Source organism: Pseudonocardia sp. ICBG1293 (assembly GCF_020131355.1).
In the GTDB taxonomy this organism is placed as follows: Bacteria; Actinomycetota; Actinomycetes; order Mycobacteriales; family Pseudonocardiaceae; genus Pseudonocardia.
On the sequence record NZ_JAHLEL010000038.1, the window covers coordinates 558851 to 575479 of the forward strand.

The 16629-nt window shown below is 74.2% G+C and carries 19 protein-coding genes and 1 pseudogene; 15 read left to right on the top strand and 5 right to left on the bottom strand.

What is annotated here, in order from left to right:
* Positions 1–57 precede the first annotated feature (57 nt).
* Entirely contained in the window at positions 58–678 is a 621-nt protein-coding gene (locus KPF47_RS16395) for a cyclodeaminase/cyclohydrolase family protein (protein WP_224389632.1), read from the top strand.
* Positions 675–1583: a bifunctional 5,10-methylenetetrahydrofolate dehydrogenase/5,10-methenyltetrahydrofolate cyclohydrolase gene (locus KPF47_RS16400; protein ID WP_224389633.1), complete on the top strand. Its 909-nt coding sequence runs from the start codon at positions 675–677 to the stop codon at positions 1581–1583. The genes KPF47_RS16395 and KPF47_RS16400 overlap by 4 nt, the downstream gene beginning before the upstream one ends.
* Before the next feature lie 16 nt (positions 1584–1599).
* Here KPF47_RS16400 and KPF47_RS16405 read toward each other — a convergent pair whose 3' ends face one another.
* Positions 1600–2265, bottom strand: coding sequence for a GntR family transcriptional regulator (locus KPF47_RS16405; RefSeq protein WP_224389634.1), 666 nt, complete (start codon positions 2263–2265; stop codon positions 1600–1602).
* A 137-nt stretch (positions 2266–2402) separates the two neighbouring features.
* On the opposite strand from KPF47_RS16405, the gene purU reads away from it, so the two are divergent.
* A complete protein-coding gene (purU, locus tag KPF47_RS16410) occupies positions 2403–3251 on the top strand; it encodes a formyltetrahydrofolate deformylase (RefSeq protein ID WP_224389635.1) in 849 nt (282 codons plus the stop codon).
* A gap of 329 nt (positions 3252–3580) precedes the next feature.
* Here purU and KPF47_RS16415 read toward each other — a convergent pair whose 3' ends face one another.
* The 3 genes from KPF47_RS16415 to KPF47_RS16425 all read right to left on the bottom strand — a co-directional run bounded on the left by KPF47_RS16415 (position 3581) and on the right by KPF47_RS16425 (position 7238).
* Complete coding sequence (locus tag KPF47_RS16415; protein ID WP_224389636.1) at positions 3581–4729, bottom strand: aromatic ring-hydroxylating dioxygenase subunit alpha; 1149 nt, start codon at positions 4727–4729, stop codon at positions 3581–3583.
* A 643-nt stretch (positions 4730–5372) separates the two neighbouring features.
* Positions 5373–5948 carry an isochorismatase family protein gene (locus KPF47_RS16420; protein WP_224389637.1) on the bottom strand — a complete coding sequence of 192 codons (576 nt, stop codon included), beginning with the start codon at positions 5946–5948 and terminating at the stop codon, positions 5373–5375.
* A 3-nt stretch (positions 5949–5951) separates the two neighbouring features.
* Positions 5952–7238, bottom strand: coding sequence for a nicotinate phosphoribosyltransferase (locus tag KPF47_RS16425; protein WP_224389638.1), 1287 nt, complete (start codon positions 7236–7238; stop codon positions 5952–5954).
* Between the two features lie 146 nt (positions 7239–7384).
* Here KPF47_RS16425 and clpS point away from each other — a divergent pair, with 146 nt between their 5' ends.
* Both clpS and KPF47_RS16435 read left to right on the top strand, forming a co-directional pair.
* Positions 7385–7693 carry an ATP-dependent Clp protease adapter ClpS gene (clpS, locus tag KPF47_RS16430; protein ID WP_060710877.1) on the top strand — a complete coding sequence of 103 codons (309 nt, stop codon included), beginning with the start codon at positions 7385–7387 and terminating at the stop codon, positions 7691–7693.
* Positions 7694–7695: 2 nt separating this feature from the next.
* The gene (locus tag KPF47_RS16435; protein WP_224389639.1) at positions 7696–8247 is read left to right on the top strand and encodes a DUF2017 domain-containing protein; all 552 of its coding nucleotides are present in this window, start codon (positions 7696–7698) and stop codon (positions 8245–8247) included.
* A 21-nt stretch (positions 8248–8268) separates the two neighbouring features.
* Here KPF47_RS16435 and KPF47_RS40980 read toward each other — a convergent pair.
* Positions 8269–9963: pseudogene (locus KPF47_RS40980) on the bottom strand (bifunctional UDP-sugar hydrolase/5'-nucleotidase).
* Positions 9964–10096: 133 nt separating this feature from the next.
* Here KPF47_RS40980 and KPF47_RS40160 point away from each other — a divergent pair.
* The 10 genes from KPF47_RS40160 to KPF47_RS16495 all read left to right on the top strand — a co-directional run bounded on the left by KPF47_RS40160 (position 10097) and on the right by KPF47_RS16495 (position 16628).
* Positions 10097–10591, top strand: a complete 495-nt coding sequence (locus tag KPF47_RS40160; RefSeq protein ID WP_224389642.1) for a Mov34/MPN/PAD-1 family protein — start codon at positions 10097–10099, stop codon at positions 10589–10591.
* A gap of 113 nt (positions 10592–10704) precedes the next feature.
* Positions 10705–10980 (top strand): MoaD/ThiS family protein, encoded by a 276-nt coding sequence (locus KPF47_RS16455; RefSeq protein WP_224389939.1) that lies wholly within the window; start codon positions 10705–10707, stop codon positions 10978–10980.
* Between the two features lie 62 nt (positions 10981–11042).
* Complete coding sequence (locus tag KPF47_RS16460) at positions 11043–11990, top strand: PLP-dependent cysteine synthase family protein (protein ID WP_224389643.1); 948 nt, start codon at positions 11043–11045, stop codon at positions 11988–11990.
* Positions 11991–12038: 48 nt separating this feature from the next.
* Positions 12039–12635, top strand: coding sequence for a rhomboid family intramembrane serine protease (locus KPF47_RS16465; protein ID WP_224389644.1), 597 nt, complete (start codon positions 12039–12041; stop codon positions 12633–12635).
* A 3-nt stretch (positions 12636–12638) separates the two neighbouring features.
* Entirely contained in the window at positions 12639–13469 is an 831-nt protein-coding gene (murI, locus tag KPF47_RS16470; protein WP_224389645.1) for a glutamate racemase, read from the top strand.
* 120 nt (positions 13470–13589) lie between these two features.
* Positions 13590–13964, top strand: coding sequence for a hypothetical protein (locus KPF47_RS16475; RefSeq protein ID WP_224389646.1), 375 nt, complete (start codon positions 13590–13592; stop codon positions 13962–13964).
* Positions 13957–14373, top strand: coding sequence for a hypothetical protein (locus tag KPF47_RS16480; protein ID WP_224389647.1), 417 nt, complete (start codon positions 13957–13959; stop codon positions 14371–14373). The genes KPF47_RS16475 and KPF47_RS16480 overlap by 8 nt, the downstream gene beginning before the upstream one ends.
* Before the next feature lie 8 nt (positions 14374–14381).
* A complete protein-coding gene (locus tag KPF47_RS16485; protein WP_224389648.1) occupies positions 14382–15167 on the top strand; it encodes an MBL fold metallo-hydrolase in 786 nt (261 codons plus the stop codon).
* 22 nt (positions 15168–15189) lie between these two features.
* Positions 15190–15987, top strand: coding sequence for a ribonuclease PH (gene rph, locus KPF47_RS16490; protein ID WP_224389649.1), 798 nt, complete (start codon positions 15190–15192; stop codon positions 15985–15987).
* A complete protein-coding gene (locus KPF47_RS16495) occupies positions 15984–16628 on the top strand; it encodes a non-canonical purine NTP pyrophosphatase (RefSeq protein ID WP_224389650.1) in 645 nt (214 codons plus the stop codon). The genes rph and KPF47_RS16495 overlap by 4 nt, the downstream gene beginning before the upstream one ends.
* Position 16629 lies beyond the last annotated feature (1 nt).

Genomic DNA, 16629 nt, shown 5'->3' on the forward strand with positions numbered 1-16629 from the left:
ACGCCGGACCTGGCGCCCGACGACGCACCGTCGCCCCCGCCGCACGGAAGGACCCGCATGCGTTCCGACACCCTCGACCGGTTCCTCTGGGACCTGGCCGCACGCGTCCCCGCCCCGGGCGGGGGTGCGACGGCAGGCCTGCACCTCGCCCAGGCCGCCGCCCTGCTGGGCATGGTCGCCCGCTACACCGACGGCGAGCGCCACGCCGAGCACGCCGACACCGTGCTCGACATCCGCAACCGGGCCGACGCGCTGCGCATCACCGGGCTCGGCCTCGCCGAGGACGACGCCCGGGCGTTCGGCGCGGTCGGTGCGGCCTACGCGCTGCCCCGCGACACCGACGAGGAGAAGCGCGCCCGCGCGGCCGCGATCGCCGACGCGCTGGTCGAGGCGGGACGGGTCCCGGCGCAGGTCGTCCGGGCCGCGGAGCAGGTGGTCCACCTCGCCGAACGGCTGCGGCCGATCGGCAACCCGAACGTGATCAGCGACGTGGGCGCCGCCGCCGACGCGGCACGGGCCGCGGCGAGCACCGCCCGGCTCAACGTCGAGATCAACCTGGCGGGCCTCACCGACCCCGCGGCGCGCAGCGAGCTGTCCGCGGCGCTGGTCGGCGTCGACGACCTGCTGCGCCGGGCCGACACGGTGACCGACGACGTACGGGAGCAGATCCGCCGATGACCGGGACCCCCGCCGGGAACACCCCCGGGAACACTCCGGAGAACACCACCGCCCATCCCGGACACCGCGTGCTCGACGGCACCGCTCGCGCCCGTGACCTGCGTGCCGGGGTGCAGGCCGAGGCCGCCGCGCTGACCCTGCTCGGCGTGCCGCCGACCCTCGCCGTCGTCGTCGCGACCGACGACGAGGGCGCCGGCTGGTACGTCCGCTCGGTGTCCGGCGCCGCCCGCCGCCTCGGCGTCGCGTGCGAGGTCGTCGACCTCGGCGCGTCCGCGGCGCCGGAGCTCATCGAGGCCACCCTGGCCCGCCTGAGCAGCGACGACAGGGTGCACGGCATCCTCCTGCAGACCCCGCTGCCCGACGGCGCGCGGGTCGAGCAGCTGGCCGCGTCGATCGTCCCGGAGAAGGACGTCGACGGCGCCAACCCGCTGTCCGCGGGCCGGCTCGCGGCCGGGCTGCCCGCCTACCCGCCTGCCACCGCGGCCGCGGTGCTGGACCTGCTCGACCACCACGGCGTCGAGCCGGCCGGGCGCACCGCGGTCGTCGTCGGACGCTCGCCCGCCGTGGGGAGGCCGACCGCGCAGCTGCTGCTGCAGCGCGACGCGACGGTGCAGATCTGCCACCGCCACACCAAGGACCTCGCCGCGCACACCCGCACCGCGGACATCCTCGTCGTCGCGGTCGGGCGGGCCGGGCTCATCCGGGCCGAGCACGTGGCCGACGGTGCGGTCGTCGTCGACGTCGGGACGAACACCGCGTCCGACGGCAGCCTGGTCGGCGACGTCGACGCCGCCGACGTCGCCCGCAGGCCCGGCGCGCTCACGCCGGTGCCCGGTGGTGTCGGCCCGGTGACCACGGCCCTGCTGCTGACCCACACCGTCCGCTCGGCCCGGGCGCAGGTCTGAGCCCGGGCCGGGGGCCTCAGACGACCTCGCGCACGGCCTTCTCGAACCCGATGACGTGCGCGCGGGCCCGGTCGGCCGCCTCGTCGGCCTGCTGGGCGGCGATGGCCCGCAGCAGGCCCGAGTGCTCCCCGACGTGCCGGTCGAAGTACGTCATCCGGTCCAGGAACAGGCAGAAGATGCGGGTCGCCAGGTTGTCGTAGCGGATCAGGGTGTCCTCGAGGTGCGGGTTGGCCGCCGCGGCGTAGATCGTCCGGTGCACGTGCAGGTCCCAGCGCATCAGCGTGTCGCGGTCCAGCGTGCGCACGTCGATCCGGTCGATGGTGTCCGCCAGCTCGGCGAGGTCGGCCCGGGTGGCGGGGCCGGTGTACTCGGCGGCGCGGCGGGCGGCGAGCGGCTCCAGCTGCACCCGGATCTCGGAGATGTAGGCCAGGTCGGTGATGTCGACGCCGGTCGCGAACGTCCCGCGCCGCGGGTAGGAGACGACCAACCGGTCGATCTCCAGGCGCTTGAGGGCCTCCCGGACCGGGGTGCGACCGACCTCGAGCGACGTGGCGAGGGCGACGTCGTCGATCGCGGTCATCGGGGGGATGTCCAGCATGATCAGCCGGTCCCGGATCACCGTGTACGCCTTGTCGGCGAGCGAGGTGTACTCCGGCTCGGCGTCGTCGGGTAGTGCGGTCACGCCCGCATGCTAGCCCGACACGAGTGCGTAACAGTCCCCGGACGTCCCCACACCTCTTGACTATGACTGATATATCAATGCACCATCGAGCGGGTCGCGGTCGTCACGGTCCGCGTCGGAGCCGAGGAGAGGCCGCCGTGTCCCGTTCCTTCATCCTGACCCTGAGCTGCCCGAACCGCACCGGCATCGTGCGCGCGGTCAGTGCGTTCCTGTTCGAGCACGGCTGCGACATCGGCGAGTACCAGCAGTTCGACGACCCGGTCCGCGGCCGCCTCCACCTGCGCACCCGGGCCGACGCGGAGCACGAGGTGGACCTCGACATGATCCGCCGCGACTTCGAGGCGGTCGCGGCCGAGTTCGGCATGACCGCCACCGTCCACGACGGCGCCCCCGCCCGGATCCTGGTCATGGTCTCCAGGCTGGGGCACTGCCTCAACGACCTGATCTACCGGTGGCGGGCCGGCAGTCTGGGCGCCGACATCGTCGCGGTCGTGTCCAACCACGAGGACCTGCGGCCGATGGCCGAGGCGGCCGGGCTGCCGTTCGTGCACGTGCCGGTGAGCGCGGAGACCAAGCCCGAGGCGGAGGCGCGGCTGCTGTCGCTGGTCGAGCAGTTCGACGCCGAGCTCGTCGTGCTGGCCCGCTACATGCAGGTGCTCTCCGACGAGACCTGCAAGGCGCTGGAGGGCCGGGCGATCAACATCCACCACTCGTTCCTGCCCGGCTTCAAGGGCGCCCGCCCCTACCACCAGGCCTACGAACGCGGCGTGAAGCAGGTCGGCGCCACCGCCCACTACGTCACCCCGGACCTGGACGAGGGCCCGATCATCGAGCAGGAGGTGATCCGGATCGACCACTCCCACGATCCGACGGCGCTGCAGATGGTCGGCCGCGACGCCGAGGCGCTGGCCCTGTCCCGTGCGGTGCGCTGGCACTGCGAGCGCCGGGTGCTGCTGACCGGCGGCAGCACGGTCGTCTTCCGGTAGCGCCGCTCCCGCGAGCCCACGGCCCCGTCCCCGCGCCGCGGGGACGGGGCCGTTCCGCGCTGTGTCCGCCGCCGCCCGACCCGCCGCCGCCCGACCCGCCGCCGCCCGACCCGTCCCCGCCCGACCGCCGCCGCCCGGCCCGGCGACTCCTCGCGTCCCGCGGCACCCGATGCGTGGGGTGCCACGCCTCGTGACGGGGTGCCACGGCGGCCGTGCGCTCCTGCCGGTGGCCGGTGGCCGGTGGCCGGTGGTGGGAAGGGGAGGTGCGCACGGACGCCCCGCGCCGGCGGGGCCGGGCGGGGCGTCCGTGACGGTGCGGAGCGGCGGGCTCAGCCCACGCGCTCGCGCACCCAGTCGTGGAACTCGCCGATGTGGTGCTCGCTGGGCACGAGCACGCCGCCCTTGTCGTAGGCGCGCGAGTCCATCGCGAGCTGGCAGCGCTCGCAGGCGTCGAAGTCCTGCAGGTTGACCCGGTGGAACAGCTCGACCGAGCGGTCGATGTCGGCCCCGGAGTCGACGACCTCGGGCAGGTAGAGCCAGTCGCACACCACCACGGTGTGCTCGGGCGTCAGTGGGAACATGCGGTGGAACACCACGTGGTCGGGGACCAGGTTGATGAACACCGACGGTCGCACGGTGATGGCGTAGTAGCGGCGGTCCTGCTCCTGTGCGACGCCCGGGAGGCGGGCGAGCCCCGCCGAGCCGTCGACGGTGAAGCCCTCGATCTCCTCGCCGAACTCGGCGCCGTGCCCGACGAAGTACTGGGCGGCGAGGCCGTCGGCGAACTCCGGCAGTACCTCGGTGAGCTCGGGATGGATCGTCGCGCAGTGGTAGCACTCCATGAAGTTCTCGACGATCTGCTTCCAGTTCGCCCGGACGTCGTAGGAGATGCGCCGGCCGAGCTTCAGGTTCCCGACGTCGTAGCCGACGATCGCGTCCGGCGAGCCGAGCCGGGTGCTGACGTCACCGATCACCGTGTCCTCGAACGACGGCGGGACCTCGGCCAGGCACAGCCAGACGTAGCCCAGCCACTCGCGCACGTGCACGGTGTGCAGGCCGTACCCGGCCTTGTCGACGTCGGGCATCGAGCTCAGGTTCGGTGCCGCGACGAGCGTGCCGTCCAGACCGTAGGTCCAGGCGTGGTACGGACACTGGAAGGAGCGCCTGACCTCGCCCTTCTCCTCCGTGCACAGCCGCGCGCCGCGGTGCCGGCAGACGTTGAGGTAGGCCCGCACGGAGTGGTCCCTGGCCCGGGTGACGATGACGCTCTCCCGGCCGATCCGGACGGTCTCGAACGCGCCGGGCCGGTCGAGGTCGGCGGCGAGCACGGCGCAGAACCACGTCGTGTGGAAGATGGCGTCCTGCTCGGCCCGGAAGACGGCCGGGTCGGTGTAGTAGTGGCCGGCGAGGGTCTCTCGCAGGCTGTCCGGGAGGCTCTGCGCCCCGGTGGCGGGGGTGGACAACTCGCCGGTCGTCATGGCGGTGCTCCTCGAGGGCGACGGTCGTGCGGGGTGGCGTGCGGGTCCGGGTGGCCGCGGCGACGGGGCGCGCCCGCGCGGGCCGGGCCCGGAGTCGGTGCGGCGGCGTCGCTCGTGGGGCCGGTCGTCATCACTGCGGGACCGCGGACCCGCGCGACGGCCGGACGCCGGAGGAGGCCGGTGTGCGGTCACGGCGGACGGCATGGCGGCACAGCGGATCACCTCCTGCGATGGGGTTCCGACGCGAGGACGACGACGGCGGCGGTCGGAGCCGCGGACACACCCGGGAAATACCGGAAACTGTTGCGTAACAAGCAACTGGTCGCTCCATACGCACCACGATGGGAGCGCGTCGCCCGGGGTGGTGTCAAGGGGCTGCAACGGTGGTGTTCCGGCAGGCCGGGGCGCGGTCGGGCGGAGGCGGGTCGCGGTGTCGGCGCTGCGGGGGGCACGAGGCGGCTCCGGGGGCTCGGGCTCCGGTCGATCGGCGACGCTGTGACCGCCGCTCCGGCGACACCATATCGTGCACAGATATATTAATCGAGTATCTAGTGGGCCCGCGATCCCGCGCCGGGCCCACGTCCCTCCCCTCGGGAACCGGTCGTCCGCGGGGCGACGCGGCGGCCGGCCGAGGGCCCCGGGGTCAGCCGGTGCGGACCTGCACCCCGGCGTCGGCGAGCTCGGCCAGTGCCCGCTCGGTCGTCGCCGGCGCCACCCCGGCGCAGTGCGCCAGCAGCACCGTGGTCGCCAGCCCGAGCCGGGCGGCGTCCAGCGCGGTCGCCCGTACGCAGTGGTCGGTCGCGAGGCCGACGACGTCGACCTCGCCCACCCCGCGCGCGTCGAGCCAGTCGGCGAGCCGGGTCCCCGACTCGTGGTCGCTCGCACCCTCGAAGCCCGAGTACGCGCTCGTGTAGGCGCCCTTGTCGAAGACGCACTCGATCGGCGCCACGTCCAGCGCCGGGTGGAACGACGCACCCGGCGTCCCGGCGCGGCAGTGCGGCGGCCACGAGTCCACGAAGTCCGGGGTGTCGGAGAAGTTCGGACCCGGGTCGACGTGCACGTCGCGCGTCGCGACGACGTGGTCGTAGACCGCACCGTCACGGCCACCGGTGGCGAGCGGCCCGATCCCCGCCGCGACGGCGGCGCCGCCCGCGACCGCGAGCGCGCCGCCCTCGCAGAAGTCGTTCTGGACGTCGACGACGATCAGCGCGCGTGCCATGGCTCAGCTCCCGGTGAGGAAGGTGGTCGGGATCGCGGGCTCGCCGCGGGACAGCTTCAGTCCCTCCCACGGTACGGCGACCAGTGCCGTCCGCAGCCGTTCCCGCGCGGCCCCCAGCCCGGTGACGGCGTCGTCGGCGACGACCTCGCCGTCGCGCACCAGCGGTACCGGCAGCGCCCGGTCGTGCGGCCCGAGGACCGGGTCCGTGCCGTAGGGGTACACGACCTCCTCGACCGCGGTGCCGGTCGGCTTGAACCGGCGCAGCGCCGCCTTGCGCCCGCCGCGGGACTCCTTCGCGCTGGAGCGCTTCGACACCGGTCGCCCGTCGACCTCGACGAGCTTGTAGACCATCCCGGCCGTCGGCGAGCCCGATCCGGTGACCACCGAGGTCCCCACGCCGTAGGAGTCGACCGGTTCGGCGCGCAGCGAGGCGATCGCGTACTCGTCCAGGTCGCCGGACAGCACGATCCGGGTCCCGGTGGCGCCGAGCGCGTCGAGCTGCTCGCGGGCCTGGCGGGCCAGCTCGCCGAGGTCCCCGGAGCCGATGCGGACCGCGCCCAGCCCGGGCCCGGCCGCCGCGACGGCGTGCTCGATACCGCGGCGGATGTCGTAGGTGTCGACGAGCAGCGTCGTACCGGTGCCGAGCGCGGCGACCTGGCTGGCGAAGGCGGCCGGCTCGTCGTCGTGCAGCAGGACCCAGGCGTGCGCGGCGGTGCCCGCGGTCGGGATGCCGTGCCGGGCGCCCGCGGCGAGGTTCGACGTCGTCGCGAAGCCCGCCAGGTACGCGGCCCTGGCCGCGGCCACCGCGGCCTCCTCGTGGGTGCGCCGCGAGCCCATCTCGATCAGCGGCCTGCCCGCCGCCGCGGTCACCATGCGCGCCGCCGCCGAGGCGATCGCGCTGTCGTGGTTGTAGATCGACAGGGCGACGGTCTCCAGGATCACCGCGTCGGCGAAGGTGCCGGTCACGGTGAGGACGGGGGAGCCGGGGAAGTACAGCTCACCCTCGGGGTAGCCGTCGACGTCGCCGGAGAAGCGGTAGCCGCGCAGGCGCTCCAGGGTCGCCGGGTCGAGGACCGGGGCGAGGAACCCGAGGTCGGCGTCGGAGAAGCGGAAGCGCGCCAGCGCCTCCAGCAGCCGCCCCGTCCCGGCCACGACGCCGTAGCGGCGCCCGTCCGGGAGGCGGCGGGCGAACAGCTCGAACACGCAGTGCCGTTCCGCGGTGCCGTCGGCGAGGGCCGCCGCCACCATGGTCAGCTCGTAGCGGTCGGTCAGCAGGGCCGTGCCGGTCATGGCGGGGAGCCTACGGGCAGCCGCGGTGCCGGGGTCGGCGCCGCCGCCGTCGGTGTCCCCGGCCGGTGCCCTCCGGTGCCGCCGTCGCCGCTCCCCGCCACCGGTGCGGTCGGGCGCGGCGCCCCGCCTGTGCCACCATGGGGCGCATGTCCGCGCCGTCCCCAGCGCCGTCCCCAGCGCCCACCGAGCAGGTCACACCCGACCTGGACGAGTCGGCAGGCCCCGACACGCCGTGGCAGGCCATCGTCTGGAACGACCCGGTCAACCTCATGTCGTACGTGACCTACGTGCTGCAGAAGGTGTTCCACTACCCCGAGGCGAAGGCCACCGCGCTGATGCTCGACGTGCACCACAAGGGACGCGCCGCGGTGTCGGCGGGGGACAAGGACACCGTGGAGGGCCACGTCGCCCAGCTCCACGCGGCCGGCCTGTGGGCCACCATGCAGCGGGCCTGAGCGTGAACGGCTGGAAGCGCAGCGGCCGGGGCGACCGCGTCCGCTACACGTCCGGGTTCTCCGGCGAGGAGGCCGTCGTCCTGCGGGGTCTGTTCACCGAGATCCGCCAGATGCTCGCCGGGCGCGCGGAGCTGGCGCCCACCGACGAGCTCGCCGAGCTCACCGGCATCCGCACCGGCCCGACGTCGCGGCCCACCGACCGGGTCCTGGCCCGGCTGCTGCCGGACTTCACGACCGAGGACTCGGACCTCGCAGGCGGGATGCGCTCGCTGCACGAGCCGGCACTGATCGAGGCCAAGGACACCGCGGCGGCGACCGTGCTGGACGCCCTGCCCGAGGCGGGCGGGCGGCTCGAGCTCACCGAGGCCCAGGTCGACGCCTGGCTGACCGCCCTGAACGACGTACGGCTGGCCCTCGGGACCGCCCTCGACGTCGACGAGCAGATGCCCGAGCAGCTCCCCGACGACGACCCGCGGGCCCAGCACCTGGGCGTCTACCACTGGCTGACCTACGTGCAGGACTCCCTGGTCCGGGTCCGCGTCCGGGGGCTCTGACCCGCCCGGCCGCCGATCCGGTCAGCGCCGCACGACGCGGTCGGTCGACGGCGGGGCCAGGCCCGGGTTCGCTCCCAGGTAGGCCACGAACGCGTCCAGGTCCACCGGGCCGCCGACCAGCTCGGTCCCCGCGGTGAAGGTGTCGAACCCGTCGCCGCCGGCGGCCAGGAAGTTGTTCGTGGCGACCCGGTAGCGGCCGTCGTCGACGACCGGGGCACCGCCGACGGAGATGTCGCCGACCCGGTTCCCGGCCACCGTGTAGCGCAGGTTCGAGGAGCTCTGGAGCACCGTCGGACCGTCGTCGACGGTGAACTGCTGGTCGAGCACCGCACGCAGCTGGGCACCGGTGAGCGTCATGGTCTGCAGGATGTTGCCGAACGGCTGCACGGTGTAGGCCTGCCCGTAGGTGACCCGCCCGTCCGCGTCCGGCACCAGGTCGGCGCGCACCCCGCCGGGGTTGGTCAGCGCGAGCTGGGCGCCGTCGCCGCGCGAGGCCGCCAGCTGGGCGTCGGCGATCACCGTGCCGAGCGGGGACAGGCCCGACGGCGCGGGTGCGCGCAGCAGCGGGCCGGCCAGGGTGCCGACCGGGCGCTCGGCCAGCGGTCGCGACTGCGCGACCGCGCGGTCCACGATCGGTGCGACCGCCGGGTCGGGGGCGACGTCGCGGGTGACCACGACGTTGCGGGCGGTGCCGGTCGCGGCGCGGTCCACGTCGCCGTCGCCGGTCAGGGCGAGGTCGACCACCGACAGCAGCCTGCCGAACGACAGGCCCTGCACGAACGGCCGCGGGTTCCCGGCCGGGTCGGTCGCCGAGCACGAGTACTGCTGGTGGGTGTGCGCGGAGAACACCGCGTCGACGTCGGCGGACACCGCGGCCGCGATCCGTGACCCCGGCCCGCCCGGCTCCACCGCGCAGGCGTCGGGTCCGCCGTCGCCTGTCGCCTCGTCCCCCTGGTGCAGCAGCAGCAGCAGCACCTGCGCCCGCACGCCCTATGCGGTCAGCTCCCGCGACGCCGCGTCGACCGCGGCGACCTCGTCACCGATCTCCAGGCCGCGGATGCCGTCGGGGGAGACCACGTCGGCCAGCTCGGACAGGGTCGCCCCGATGACGCCGATCCGGGCGCCACCGGCCTCGACGACCGTCGACGCCGCGAGCGCAGGCCGCCCGGAGCCGTCGGTCACGTTCGCGGACAGGAACGGGAAGGCGGCCCCGTCGTAGGCCGGGGTGAAGCCGCACCCGTCGACCGGGTGGCAGCCGCCGTCCTGCAGCCGTCGCAGCTCGGCGATGCCCTCGTCGAACTCGTGGTTGCCGGCGGCGGACGCGGCGACGCCGATCCGCTCCAGCACCTCGACGGTCGGCTCGTCGTGGAACAGCGCCGACGCCAGCGGGGAGGCGCCGACGTTGTCTCCGGTGGAGAGCACCACGCTCGCCGGGGCCTGCGCCCGCAGCGCCGCGACGTGCGCGGCCAGGAACTCGACGCCGCCGGCCTCGACCTCGGCACCGGCGTCGTCGGTCACCCGGCCCGAGGAGCCCGTGGGCGGCTCCAGGTTGCCGTGCAGGTCGTTGAGGGCGATGAGCCGCACCGTGCCGGCGCCGGGCGCGCCCGGGTCCGGGCGGGCCGCGAGCGTCACCGCCTCGACGGTGACCCCCACCGCCAGGACGACGACGAGCACGGCGGCGAGGACGAACCCGACACGGCGACCGGAGGAGGGCACGGGGGCAGTATGGCCGCAGCCGTGCCCGGACGCCCGTGGCCGGGGTCACAGACCGGGGTGTCGGCCGTGTGAACCTCGGGGTACGCCCCGGCGGGTGTTCGGCCCCGCGGGCGGGGCCGCGTATCCTCGCGGCGTGCTCGCCCTCCGGTCCGACCTCGTCGATGCAGTCGTCGCGCATGCCCGCCGGGACTTCCCGGTCGAGTCGTGCGGGCAGCTCGTCGGCCCCGAGGCCGGTGAGCACCCCGAGCGCTACGTGCCGATGACGAACGCCGACGAGGTGGCCAGCGACTTCGCCTTCTCCCCGGCCGAGGACATCCGCCTGGAGCGCGAGCTCGACGTGGCCGGTGAGCGCCGCATGCTCGTCGTCCACTCGCACACCCGGCTGCCGCGCCGGCCGGTGGCGCACACCGGCCTGCCCGAGGCCTACCCGTCGCCCAAGGACGTCGCCCAGATGGAGTGGACCCCCGACCAGCACTGGCTGATCGTGGGTCTCGCCGCGGCCGACGCCGAGCCCGAGGTGCGCTCCTACCACCTCGTCGACGGCGAGGTCGTGGAGGACGAGCTGGCGGTCGTGGAGTCCTACATGTTCTCCCACACCGGCTCCGACGACGTGCCCGACCGGGCCTGAACGACCCTCTCGCGCACCCGCGCCGGAGGTCGCGCGGGAATGTCGCCGTACTCCGGCTGCGTTGCCGCGTGCAGGATCCACGCCAGAGCGACCCACCAGGAGTGATCAACGAGATGGCCGTCTCCGTCTCCATCCCCACCATCCTTCGCACGCACACCGGCGGTGAGAAGACCGTCGAGGCGAAGGGCGACACCGTCTCGGCGGTCATCGACGACCTGGAGTCGCGGCACAGCGGCATCAAGGACCGTCTGATCACCGACGGCAAGCTGCACCGCTTCGTCAACATCTACGTCGACGACGAGGACATCCGCTTCGCCGGTGGCCTGGAGGCCCCCGTCAAGGAGTCCTCCACGTTCACGATCCTCCCGGCCGTGGCCGGCGGTCGCTGAGCCCCACCGGACCTCGGCACCGGGCGGCGTCCCCGCCCGGTGCCGTCGTGTGAGGAGAACGCGTGCGTTACGACTCGTTGCTCGACGCCGTCGGCGACACCCCGCTGGTCGGGCTCCCGTCCCTGTCGCCGTCGGAGGACGTGCGGCTCTGGGCGAAGCTGGAGGACCGCAACCCCACCGGCTCGATCAAGGACCGGCCAGCGCTGGCCATGATCACCGACGCCGAGAAGCAGGGGCTGCTGACGCCCGGCTGCACGATCCTGGAGCCCACCTCGGGCAACACCGGGATCTCGCTGGCGATGGCCGCGAGGCTCAAGGGCTACGAGATCATCTGTGTGATGCCGGAGAACACCTCCGAGGAGCGTCGCCAGCTGCTGGCGATGTACGGGGCGCAGATCATCTCCTCGCCGGCGGCCGGCGGGTCGAACCAGGCCGTCGCCGTCGCCAAGCAGCTCGCGTCCGAGCACCCGGACTGGGTGATGCTCTACCAGTACGGCAACCCGGCCAACACCGACGCGCACTACCGCGGCACCGGCCCGGAGATCCTGCGGGACCTGCCGTCGATCACCCACTTCGTCGCCGGGCTCGGCACCACCGGCACCCTCGTCGGCGCCGGGCGCTACCTGCGCGAGCAGAAGCCGGACGTGCAGGTCGTCGCCGCCGAGCCCCGCTACGGCGAGCTCGTCTACGGCCTGCGCAACCTGTCCGAGGGCTTCGTCCCCGAGCTCTACGACGAGACCGTGCTGACCGGCCGGTTCTCGGTCGGCTCCTACGACGCGCTGCGCCGCACCCGCCAGCTGGTCGAGCAGGAGGGCATCTTCGCCGGGATCTCCTCCGGCGCCATCCTGCACGCCGCGCTCGGCGTCGCGAACAAGGCGCTGGAGGCCGGGCAGCGCGCCGACGTCGTGATGATCGTCTGCGACGGCGGCTGGAAGTACCTGTCCACCGGGGCCTACTCCGGTGACCTGGGCAGCGCCGCGCAGGGCATCGACGGGCACCTCTGGGCCTGACCGGGCGAACCGGGCATAACGGGCGGCCGTGCCGGTACCGTGGGTGACATGACCGCACTCCCGGACGGCCGTCCCGCCCGTGTGCTGCCGCCGGCGCCGGTGCGCGCCGCGGTGATCATGCTGGCGTTCACCGCCGCGCTCTACGTGATCGAGGCGATCGACCAGGCCTCGGGCGGGATGGTCGACGCCGCCGCGGCGATCTACCCCCGGCAGACCGACGGGCTGTCCGGGATCCTCGCCGCCCCGTTGCTGCACGGCGACTACGCCCACCTCGCCGCGAACAGCGTGCCGTTCCTGGTCTTCGGGTTCCTCGCGATGTCCGGCGGCCCGGTCCAGTGGTTCGCGGTCACCGCCACGATCTGGCTGGTCAGCGGTTTCGGTGTGTGGCTCACCTCGCCGGCCCCGGTCCTCGGCGCCTCCGGCATCGTGTTCGGCTGGTTCCTGTTCCTGCTCACCCGCGGCTTCTACGCCCGCAACGGCAGGCAGATCCTGCTCGCGCTCGTGCTGTTCCTGTTCTACGGCTCGATCCTCTGGGGCGTGCTGCCCTCCGACCCGAGCGTGTCCTGGCAGGGCCACCTGTTCGGCGCGATCGGCGGCGTCGTCGCCGCCTACTGGGTGGCGAAGGCCGACCGCCTACCCTCCTAGGGTGTGAGCGACGCACCCGGGATCGACGCCCCGATCGGCCTCTTCGACTCCGGGGTCGGCGGGCTCACCGTCGCCCGCTCGGTGATCGACCTGCTGCCCGCCGAGCAGATCGTCTACGTCGGTGACACCGCGCACAGCCCCTACGGGCCGCGCTCGCTGGCCGACATCCGGCGCCTGGCACTCGGCATCGGCGACGAGCTCGTCGACTCGGGGGTCAAGGCGCTGGTCATCGCCTGCAACTCCGCCTCGGCCGCCTGCCTCGCCGACTTCCGCGAGCGCTACCCGGTGCCCGTCGTCGAGGTCGTCCGCCCGGCCGTGCGCCGTGCCGTCGCCACCACCCGCAACGGCCGGATCGGCGTCATCGGCACCGCCGCCACGATCGCCTCGGGCGCCTACGCCGACGCCTTCGACGCCGCCCCCGACACCGAGATCACCTCCGTGGCCTGCCCCCGGTTCGTCGACTTCGTCGAGCGTGGCACCACCAGCGGCCGGCAGGTCCTCGGCGTCGCCCAGGGGTACCTGGAGCCGCTGCAGCGGGCCGGGGTCGACACCGTCGTCCTCGGCTGTACCCACTACCCCCTGCTGTCCGGGGTGCTGGAGATCGTCCTCGGCCCGGACGTGACGCTGGTGTCCTCCGCCGACGAGACCGCCCGCACCCTGGTCCGGACCCTGCACGCGCACGAGCTGCTGCGCGACGCCACCGCCCCACCCGCACCGCACCGCTTCCTCGCCACCGGGGACCCGGAGCCCTTCGCCCGCCTGGGCCGCCGATTCCTGGGCCCCGAGATCGGCTCGGTCGTGGGCCGCGCGGGCGCCGCGCTCCCGTCCGCCTGACCGTCACACCCCTCTCCCCGGACCCACACCCGCCGCGGCAGGTGTGGGTACCGGCGGACAGGTGTGGTGGCGAGCCGGGTCCCCGCGGCGTGCGGGGGCGGCGGGGGTAGCGTTCCCGGTGTGATCGGAACGCTCGTCCTGGTGATCACCGTGGCGCTCTCGGCCACCGCGCTGTTCGGGCTGGTCACGACCGCGCTGAACCGGCCCCCGAGCCGGGTGCACACCGTCGCCGTCGGGATCTGTGTGGCACTCGTCGCCGTGCAGGCGGCGATCGCCGCCTACCAGGTGGTGCTCGGCGGGGTCACCCTCCCCGAGCAGACGACCTTCCTCATCTACCTGGCCGTCGCGATCTGCGTCCCGGTCATCGCGCTGCAGTTCGCCACCGCCGAACCGAGCCGCTGGGGCGGCGCCGTGATCGCCGTCGGTGCGATCGGGACGCTCGTCGCCGTGCTGCGGCTGCAGGGGCTGTGGATCCCGGGGGTGCCCGGTGCCTGAGCCGCACACCCCCGGGTCCCGCGCCACCGCGACCGGCCCCGGCCGCATCCTCATCGCCGTCTACGGGGTCTTCGCGCTCTCGGCGTCGGCGCGGGCGGGTGTGCAGATCGCCGAACGTTTCGGCGAGGCCCCGCTGGCGTACTCGCTGTCCGCGCTCGCCGGCTTCGTCTACATCCTCGCCACCGTCGGCCTGGCGGGCACCGGCCCCGGCTTCCGGCGCCTCGCCCTGTCCGCGGTGGTGTTCGAGCTCGTCGGTGTGCTCGCCGTCGGCGCGTTCACCACGTTCGTCCCCGCCGACTTCCCGCGGGAGACGGTCTGGTCGCACTTCGGCGCCGGTTACGGCTTCGTGCCGCTCGTGCTGCCGTTCGTCGGGCTCTGGTGGCTGCGGCGTACCTCACGAACGGGTTAGGGTCGCGCATGCGGCTGATCGTTCTCGGGTGCTCCGGCAGCGGACCCGGACCCGAGTCCCCGGCGTCGGGCTACCTGGTCGAGGCCGGCGCGACCCGGTTCACCCTCGATCTCGGCAACGGCACCCTCGGCGCCCTGCAACGCCACGCCGACCCGTTCGCCCTCGACGCCGCGGTGTTCAGCCACCTGCATCCCGACCACTGCTCGGACTTCCCGTCGCTGGTGGTGCACCGGCGCTACCACCCCCGGCCCCCGTTCGACGCGACCGCGCGCAAGCTCGCCGTGCACGCCCCGGCCGGCGCACACACCCGCTTCGCCCGCGCCGACGCCGTCACCGAGGACGACTACGCCCGCACCGACCTCACCGACGTCTTCTCCTTCCACGACCTCGTGGCAGGAGAGCCGTTCACCGTCGGCACCGGGGACGACGCCGTCACCGTCACCGCCCACGAGGTCGTGCACGTCTGCCCCGCCTACGCACTGCGCGTCGAGCACCGCGGCCGGGTCCTGACCTACTCCGGGGACACGGCTGCCTGCCCGGGGCTCGTCGAGGCCGCCCGCGACGCCGACCTGCTGCTCTGCGAGGCCAGCTGGCCGCACGCCGAGGCCGGACCGCCCGGGGTGCACCTGTCCGGGCGGGAGGCGGGCGAGCACGCCGCGGCCGCCGGCGCGCGACGCCTGGTCGTCACCCACGTCCCGGCCTGGTTCGACCGCGAGTCCGTGGGCGCCGAGGCGAAGGCGGCCTTCGGGGGCACCGTCGAGCTCGCCCGGCCCGACGCGGTGTTCGAGGTCTGAACCGGCTTCCTACGATGGCCGGGTGACACGAACAGAGGGCAGGGCCGACGGCCGGACCGACGACGAGATGCGGCCGGTGACCATCACCCGGGGCTTCCAGAAGCACCCCGCGGGATCGGTGCTGGTGGAGTTCGGTGACACGAAGGTGCTGTGCGCCGCCAGCGTCACCGACGGGGTACCGCGCTGGCGCAAGGGATCCGGCCTCGGCTGGGTCACCGCCGAGTACGCGATGCTGCCCTCGGCCACCGACACCCGGTCCTCGCGGGAGTCGGTGAAGGGCAGGATCGGCGGCCGTACCCACGAGATCTCCCGGCTGATCGGCCGGTCCCTGCGCGCCTGCATCGACCTGCGTGCGCTCGGCGAGAACACCATCGCGATCGACTGCGACGTGCTGCAGGCCGACGGCGGCACCCGCACCGCGGCCATCACCGGCGCCTACGTCGCCCTGTGCGACGCGGTCACCTGGCTCGGCGAGCAGGGGAAGCTGTCGGACCCGAAGCCGATCTCCTGCCAGGTCGCCGCGGTGTCGGTCGGTGTCGTGGACGGCCGGGTCCGGCTCGACCTGCCCTACGAGGAGGACTCGCGGGCCGAGGTCGACACGAACGTCGTCGCCACCGAGACCGGCACCCTGATCGAGGTCCAGGGCACCGGCGAGGGCGCCACCTTCTCCCGCTCCACCCTCGACGCCATGCTCGACTCCGCACTCGCCGGGATCGCCGAGCTGGCCCGGCTCCAGGTCGAGGTGCTCGCCGCACCGCACCCGAAGATCGCCGCGCAGGCCGCCGAGGCCTCGGACACCGCGGGGGAGGGCGGCGCGTGAGGATCCTGCTCGCCACCCGCAACGCCAAGAAGCTCGTCGAGCTGCGCCGCATCACCGAGGCGGCGGGCCTGTCCGGTGTCGAGATCGTCGGCCTCGCCGACGTCCCCGGGTTCCCGGAGGCCCCGGAGGTCGGCGCGACGTTCGCGGCGAACGCACTGGCCAAGGCCCGCGACGCGGCCGCCGCGACCGGGCTGCCCGCGGTCGCCGACGACTCCGGCATCACCGTCGACGCCCTCAACGGCATGCCGGGCATCTTCTCCGCCCGCTGGTCCGGCCGCCACGGCGACGACGAGGCGAACCTGCAGCTGCTGCTCGGGCAGACCGCCGACGTCCCCGACGAACGCCGCGGCGCCGCGTTCGTCTGCGCCGCCGCGCTCGTCACCCCGGACGCGGCCGCCGCCCCCGGGTTCGACGCCGAGGGCGAGCTGCCCGGGCGCACCGTCGTGCACGGCACCTGGCGCGGCACCCTGCTGCGCGCCCCCCGCGGCGGGAACGGCTTCGGCTACGACCCGATCTTCGCCCCGGAGGGCGACACCCGGTCCTCGGCCGAGCTGTCGGCAGCGGAGAAGGACGCCGCCTCGCACCGCGGGATCGCGCTGCGGGCACTCGTCGGGCACCTGCAGGCGCTCGCGGGCGCCTGAG

Coding starts and splice junctions, on each gene's coding strand:
- KPF47_RS16395 (WP_224389632.1), top strand. CDS start 58: ATGCGTTCCGACACCCTCGACCGGTTCCTCTGGGACCTGGCCGCACGC.
- KPF47_RS16400 (WP_224389633.1), top strand. CDS start 675: ATGACCGGGACCCCCGCCGGGAACACCCCCGGGAACACTCCGGAGAAC.
- KPF47_RS16415 (WP_224389636.1), bottom strand. CDS start 4,729: ATGACGACCGGCGAGTTGTCCACCCCCGCCACCGGGGCGCAGAGCCTC.
- KPF47_RS16420 (WP_224389637.1), bottom strand. CDS start 5,948: ATGGCACGCGCGCTGATCGTCGTCGACGTCCAGAACGACTTCTGCGAG.
- KPF47_RS16425 (WP_224389638.1), bottom strand. CDS start 7,238: ATGACCGGCACGGCCCTGCTGACCGACCGCTACGAGCTGACCATGGTG.
- clpS (WP_060710877.1), top strand. CDS start 7,385: ATGTCCGCGCCGTCCCCAGCGCCGTCCCCAGCGCCCACCGAGCAGGTC.
- KPF47_RS16455 (WP_224389939.1), top strand. CDS start 10,705: ATGGCCGTCTCCGTCTCCATCCCCACCATCCTTCGCACGCACACCGGC.
- KPF47_RS16465 (WP_224389644.1), top strand. CDS start 12,039: ATGACCGCACTCCCGGACGGCCGTCCCGCCCGTGTGCTGCCGCCGGCG.
- KPF47_RS16485 (WP_224389648.1), top strand. CDS start 14,382: ATGCGGCTGATCGTTCTCGGGTGCTCCGGCAGCGGACCCGGACCCGAG.